The organism is Pseudomonas sp., from assembly GCF_030696055.1.
In the GTDB taxonomy this organism is placed as follows: Bacteria; Pseudomonadota; Gammaproteobacteria; order Pseudomonadales; family Pseudomonadaceae; genus Aquipseudomonas.
In genome coordinates, this window is record NZ_JAUYNP010000098.1 from 20,662 (window position 1) to 27,136 (window position 6,475).

The 6,475-nt window shown below is 62.4% G+C and carries 5 protein-coding genes and 1 pseudogene; all 6 read left to right on the forward strand.

Annotation, left to right across the window (positions count from 1 at the left end; all coding sequences use genetic code 11):
• Nucleotides 1-107 precede the first annotated feature (107 nt).
• A complete protein-coding gene (hslV, locus tag Q8Q83_RS05955; RefSeq protein WP_305621995.1) occupies nt 108-647 on the forward strand; it encodes an ATP-dependent protease subunit HslV in 540 nt (179 codons plus the stop codon).
• A 61-nt stretch (nt 648-708) separates the two neighbouring features.
• Nucleotides 709-2,049, forward strand: coding sequence for an ATP-dependent protease ATPase subunit HslU (gene hslU / locus Q8Q83_RS05960; protein ID WP_305621997.1), 1,341 nt, complete (start codon nt 709-711; stop codon nt 2,047-2,049).
• A gap of 92 nt (nt 2,050-2,141) precedes the next feature.
• Complete coding sequence (locus Q8Q83_RS05965; protein WP_305621999.1) at nt 2,142-2,516, forward strand: DUF971 domain-containing protein; 375 nt, start codon at nt 2,142-2,144, stop codon at nt 2,514-2,516.
• Between the two features lie 362 nt (nt 2,517-2,878).
• On the forward strand, nt 2,879-4,558 hold the full coding sequence (gene phaC / locus Q8Q83_RS05970) for a class II poly(R)-hydroxyalkanoic acid synthase (protein WP_305622001.1): 1,680 nt from the start codon (nt 2,879-2,881) through the stop codon (nt 4,556-4,558).
• Nucleotides 4,559-4,714: 156 nt separating this feature from the next.
• Nucleotides 4,715-5,572, forward strand: coding sequence for a poly(3-hydroxyalkanoate) depolymerase (gene phaZ, locus Q8Q83_RS05975; protein ID WP_305622003.1), 858 nt, complete (start codon nt 4,715-4,717; stop codon nt 5,570-5,572).
• 205 nt (nt 5,573-5,777) lie between these two features.
• Nucleotides 5,778-6,475, forward strand: a pseudogene (locus Q8Q83_RS05980) (class II poly(R)-hydroxyalkanoic acid synthase); the annotation flags it as partial.

Here is a 6,475-nt window from a genome sequence, read left to right on the forward strand (position 1 = left end):
ACGACTATTTGTCGGACACAGTGCCACGCAGGGCTTGAAGCAGGCCGCCGCAGCCCCCACTTGAGTCTGCATTGGGCACTTTCGCCCCGCTGCGTGGAGACTCTCCCTTGACCACCATCGTTTCAGTGCGCCGCAACGGCAAAGTCGTCATGGGCGGCGACGGCCAGGTGTCCCTCGGCAATACCGTGATGAAAGGCAACGCGAAGAAGGTTCGCCGCCTGTACCACGGCCAGGTGCTGGCCGGCTTCGCCGGCGCCACTGCCGACGCCTTTACCCTGTTCGAGCGCTTCGAAGGCCAGTTGGAGAAGCACCAGGGCCATCTGGTGCGCGCCGCCGTCGAACTGGCCAAGGAGTGGCGCACCGACCGCTCCCTCAGTCGCCTGGAAGCCATGCTGGCGGTGGCCAACAAGGACGCCTCGCTGATCATCACCGGCAATGGCGATGTGGTGGAGCCCGAGCAGGGCCTGATCGCCATGGGCTCCGGCGGCGGCTTCGCCCAGGCCGCGGCCATGGCCCTGCTGCAGAAAACCGACTTGAGCGCCCGTGAAATCACCGAAACCGCCTTGAACATCGCCGGTTCCATCTGTGTCTTCACTAACCAGAATTTAACCATCGAGGAAGAAGACTGCTCCGATCAGGCCGTTTAAAGCTGCTGCACTCGCGACGCTTTAAACACCCTGATTAGCGGTCCTATCCGGAGCACCTTTTATGCCCATGACCCCTCGCGAGATCGTCCACGAACTCAACCGCCATATCATCGGCCAGGACGACGCCAAGCGCGCCGTGGCCATCGCCCTGCGCAACCGTTGGCGGCGCATGCAGCTGCCGGCCGAGTTGCGTGCCGAAGTGACGCCGAAGAATATCCTGATGATCGGCCCCACCGGCGTCGGCAAGACCGAGATCGCCCGGCGCCTGGCCAAGCTGGCCAATGCGCCCTTTATCAAGGTGGAAGCGACCAAGTTCACCGAGGTCGGCTATGTCGGCCGCGATGTCGAGTCGATCATCCGCGACCTGGCCGATGCCGCGATCAAGCTGCTGCGCGAGCAGGAAATGGTCAAGGTCCGCCACCGTGCCGAAGATGCCGCCGAAGAACGCATCCTCGACGCCCTGCTGCCGCCGCCACGCACCGGCTTCAACGAAGACCCGGCACCGAGCCACGACTCCAATACCCGCCAGCTGTTCCGCAAGCGCCTGCGCGAAGGCCAGCTGGACGACAAGGAGATCGAGATCGAGGTGGCCGACAGCCCCGCCGGTATCGAGATCATGACCCCGCCGGGCATGGAGGAGATGACCAACCAGCTGCAGAGCCTGTTCTCCAATATGGGCAAGGGCAAGAAGAAGAACCGCAAACTCAAGGTCAAGGAAGCGCTCAAGCTGATTAGCGACGAGGAAGCCGCGCGCCTGGTCAATGACGAGGAGTTGAAGGCCCGCGCCCTGGAGGCGGTGGAGCAGAACGGCATCGTCTTTATCGACGAGATCGACAAGGTGGCCAAGCGCGGCAACACCGGCGGCATCGACGTGTCCCGCGAGGGCGTGCAGCGCGATTTGCTGCCGTTGATCGAAGGCTGCACGGTCAACACCAAGCTGGGCATGGTCAAGACCGACCATATCCTGTTTATCGCCTCCGGCGCCTTCCACCTGAGCAAGCCCAGCGACCTGGTGCCGGAGCTGCAAGGCCGCCTGCCGATTCGCGTGGAACTCAAGGCCCTGTCACCCGAGGACTTCGAGCGCATCCTCACCGAGCCGCACGCCTCGTTGACCGAGCAATACGCCGCCCTGCTGAACACCGAAGGCCTGGGCATCCAGTTCCTCGCCGACGGCATCAAGCGCATCGCCGAGATCGCCTGGCAGGTCAACGAGAAGACCGAGAATATCGGCGCGCGGCGCCTGCACACCCTGCTCGAACGCCTGCTCGAGGAAGTCTCCTTCAGCGCCGGCGATCTGGCTGGCCAGCAGCAAGGCGCGCCTATCCTGATCGATGCGGCCTACGTCAACAGCCACCTCGGCGAGCTGGCCCAGGACGAAGACCTGTCGCGTTATATCCTTTAAAGCAGCGATAAGCTGTAAGCCATAGGCGGCAAGTAACAGCACACCGGCTTCGTACTTGCCGCTTACCGCTTGAAGCAAACGGAGCATCGAAGATGCGAGTGCCAACGGCCATCAAATTGCACAAAGCCTCGAAAATCCTGGAACTGCAGTACGGCCCCAACGAGCACTACCGGCTGCCGGCGGAGTTTCTCCGCGTGCATTCGCCGTCGGCCGAGGTGCAGGGCCATGGCAAGCCGATTCTGCAAACCGGCAAGCTGCATGTCGGCCTGAACAAGATCGAGCCGGCCGGCAACTACGCACTGAAACTGTGCTTCGATGACGGCCACGACAGCGGCCTGTTCAGCTGGGACTACCTCGACCAACTGGCGACTCATCACGAGCAGCTCTGGGCCGACTATCTGGCCGCCCTCGCCGGCGCCGGAAAATCCCGCGATCCAGACGAAACCATCGTCAAGCTGATGCTCTAGGCTGGTGCACCGCGCGGCGCGGCCGAACCAGCAAGCCAGAGCCTCGGCGTCGGCTCAACCTGGCCCGCGTCACCCTCAGGCCAATCCGCTAGCGGCCGCGGCGCGCCCGGTTAGAGCGCATTTTCTAATCCTTCCCGGCATACTCTCCGCGCATTCGGTCCAGATCGCGACCAGCTTGCACAAACTCACAAACTCGGGTAACCAAGGAGTTGGAAGTTTTCTTGCATCTAGTCCTGCCAGCTGCAAGAAAACACGCGGAGCGATCCGCCCTCGGTAACCCGGGCAATACCTGGCCCTTAGCCCTGTGTCGCCGCGCACAGCCGTACGCCGGTATTTCGTCTCAGGACAATGGAGCGTTGTAGATGAGTGATAGAAATAGCGATGACCTGAAGACCCAGGCCTCCGAAAACACCCTCGGCCTTAATCCGGTGATCGGCATCCGCGGTAAAGATCTACTGACAGCGGCGCGCGTGGTGCTGCGGCAGGCCATCAAGCAACCAATCCACAGCGCCAAACATGTTGCCCACTTCGGCATGGAACTGAAGAACGTGATGTTTGGCCAATCCGACCTCAGCCCCGCAGACGGTGACCGCCGTTTCGCCGATCCGGCCTGGCACCAGAACCCGCTGTACCGTCGTTACCTGCAGACCTACCTAGCCTGGCGCAAGGAGCTGCACGACTGGATCGAGCACAGCAACCTGTCGGAACAGGATGCCAGCCGCGGCCATTTCGTCATCAACCTGATGACCGAAGCCATGGCCCCGACCAACAGCATGGCCAACCCGGCTGCGGTCAAACGCTTCTTCGAGACCGGCGGCAAAAGCCTGCTGGACGGCTTGTCGCACCTGGCCAAGGACATGCTGAATAACGGCGGCATGCCGAGCCAGGTCAATATGTTCGCCTTCGAGGTCGGCAAGAACCTGGCCACCACCGATGGTGCAGTGATCTTCCGCAACGAAGTACTGGAGCTGATCCAGTACAAGCCGACCACCGAGCAAGTACACGAGCGCCCGTTGCTGGTGGTGCCGCCGCAGATCAACAAGTTCTATATCTTCGACCTGTCGCAGGAAAAGAGCGTGGCGCGCTTCCTCCTGCGCAATGGCGTGCAGCCCTTCGTGGTCAGCTGGCGCAACCCGACCAAGGCCCACCGCGAGTGGGGCCTGTCGAGCTATATCGAAGCGCTGAAAGAAGCCATCGATGTGGTCACCTCCATTACCGGCAGCAAAGACGTGAATATGCTCGGCGCCTGCTCCGGCGGCCTGACCACCACCTCGCTGCTCGGCCACTATGCCGCCCTGGGCGAGCACAAGGTGCATGCCCTGACCCTGCTGGTCAGCGTGCTGGATAACCGCCTGGAAACCGATGTCGCCCTGTTCGCCGACGAAAAAAGCCTGGAAGCCGCCAAGCGCCGCTCCTACCAGGCCGGCGTCCTCGAAGGCAGCGACATGGCCAAGGTCTTCGCCTGGATGCGCCCCAACGACCTGATCTGGAACTACTGGGTCAACAACTACCTGCTCGGCAACGAGCCGCCGGTGTTCGACATCCTCTACTGGAACAACGACACCACGCGCCTGCCGGCTGCCCTGCACGGCGAGTTTATCGAGATGTTCAAGTCCAACCCGCTGATCCGTCCCGGGGCCCTGGAAGTCTGCGGCACGCCGATCAACCTCAAGCAGGTCAACTGCGATCTGTTCTGCGTCGCCGGCACCACCGACCACATCACCCCCTGGGAGTCCTGCTACAAGTCGGCCAAGCTGTTCGGCGGCAACGTGGAGTTCGTCCTGTCCAACAGTGGGCATATCCAGAGCATTCTCAACCCGCCGGGCAACCCCAAGGCGCGCTATATGACCAACAGCGAAATGCCGGCGGATCCCAAAGCCTGGCAGGCCAGTTCGACCAAGCACGCCGACTCCTGGTGGCTGCACTGGCAGACCTGGCTGGCCGAACGCTCCGGCGAGAAGAAGAAGGCCCCGAGCCAATTGGGCAACAAAAAATATGCACCCGGCGAAGCTGCTCCGGGCACCTACGTTCACGAGCGTTGATCGACTGCGCCCTGCGCAACACTGCCCGCGGTACTGGACGTGTCGCTCGCCCACTCAGCCCCATTGGCTGGGTGCGGCGAACCAGGCTTTGCCCTGGCGGTCTGGGAGCGACCTGGACGGTCTGTCCCAGCGTTTTAATTGATAGGGCTTTTGCGCATGTCGCTACCTTTCGTATTTCGCACCATCGAACTGGACGGCCAGACCCTGCGTACTGCCGTTCGCCCTGGCAACGGCAAGATGACGCCGCTGCTGATTTTCAATGGCATCGGCGCCAACCTGGAACTGGTCATGCCGTTCGTCCAGGCCCTTGACCCCGACCTGGAAGTTATCGCCTTCGACGTGCCCGGTGTGGGCGGCTCCTCCACCCCCTCGACGCCTTACCGCTTCCCTGGCCTGGCCAAGCTGGCGGCACGCATGCTCGATTACCTCGACTATGGCCAGGTCAATGCCATCGGCGTGTCCTGGGGCGGCGCCCTGGCGCAACAATTCGCCCACAATTACCCGGAGCGCTGCAAGAAGCTGATTCTTGCCGCCACCTCGGCCGGTGCGGTGATGATCCCCGGCAAGCCCAAGGTGCTCTGGTGCATGGCCAGCCCGCGGCGCTATATACAGCCGTCCTACGGTGTGCAAATCGCCCCGGAAATCTACGGCGGCGCCTTCCGCCGCGACCCCAAGTTGGCCCTGGCCCACGCGAGTAAAGTGCGTTCGGGCGGCAAGATGGGCTACTACTGGCAGCTGTTCGCCGGCCTCGGTTGGACCAGCATCCACTGGCTGCACAAGATTCGCCAACCGACCCTGGTGATGGCGGGCGACGACGACCCACTGATCCCGCTGGTCAATATGCGCCTGTTGGCGTGGCGCATCCCCAACTCGGAACTGCACGTAATCGACGACGGCCACCTGTTTCTGGTGACTCGTGCCGAAGCGGTAGCCCCGATCATCATGAAGTTTCTCGAAGAAGAGCGGCAGCGCGCCGTCATGCACCCGTACCCCGTCCCCGCCCGCAGTCACTGAGCAACGCTCCCCCATAGCGCACCAGGCTGGCTAGCGGCACAGCCCTGGTGCACACAGTCAAGGCTTGACCCCTTTCCGGGCACGCTGTATTACCTCAGGGTTCGCGCGCGGCAGTCTGGACGCCTCCATCGTGCGCGTTGGTATAAGCCTTGCTGCTTATCCATCAACCTTGAAGTCTCACGGTTTGACGACGGAGTGTTGCCCTATGCGAGACCAGCCATCTAGAGGCTCTTTGCCAACCCCTAGCAATGGGATGAATGTACAGAACGCAGTAGTCGGGCTGCGTGGCCGCGACCTGTTGTCCACCTTGCGCAGCCTGGCCCTGCAAGGGCTCAAACAGCCGGTGCACAGCGCCCGGCATGCCTTGGCGCTGGGCGGCCAACTGGGTCGGGTCTTGCTCGGTGATACGCCCTACAAGGTCAATCCGCAGGACGCCCGCTTCGCCGATCCCACCTGGCAGCACAATCCACTCTACCGACGCGGCCTGCAGGCTTACCTGGCCTGTCAAAAACAACTGCACTGCTGGATCGACGAAAGCAACCTGGATGCCGACGACCGCACCCGCGCGCGTTTTATCGCGACCCTGCTCGGCGATGCCTTCGCGCCCTCCAATACCCTGCTCAATCCGCAGGCGATCAAGGAGGTCTTCAACACCGGCGGCAGCAGCCTGATCAAAGGCCTGAGCCATTTGGTCGACGACCTGCTGCATAACGACGGCATGCCCAGCCAGGTCAGCAAGCAGGCCTTCGAAGTCGGTCGCAACCTGGCCGCGACCCCCGGGGCGGTGGTGTTTCGCAGCGAGTTGCTGGAGCTGATCCAGTACAAGCCGATGAGCGAAAAGCAGTACGCCAAACCGCTGCTGATAGTGCCGCCGCAGATCAACAAGTACTACATCTTCGACCT

Excerpts from the sequence above, each read along its gene's own strand:
- hslU (WP_305621997.1), top strand. The coding sequence starts at position 709 with ATGCCCATGACCCCTCGCGAGATCGTCCACGAACTCAACCGCCATATC.
- Q8Q83_RS05965 (WP_305621999.1), top strand. The coding sequence starts at position 2,142 with ATGCGAGTGCCAACGGCCATCAAATTGCACAAAGCCTCGAAAATCCTG.
- phaC (WP_305622001.1), top strand. The coding sequence starts at position 2,879 with ATGAGTGATAGAAATAGCGATGACCTGAAGACCCAGGCCTCCGAAAAC.
- phaZ (WP_305622003.1), top strand. The coding sequence starts at position 4,715 with ATGTCGCTACCTTTCGTATTTCGCACCATCGAACTGGACGGCCAGACC.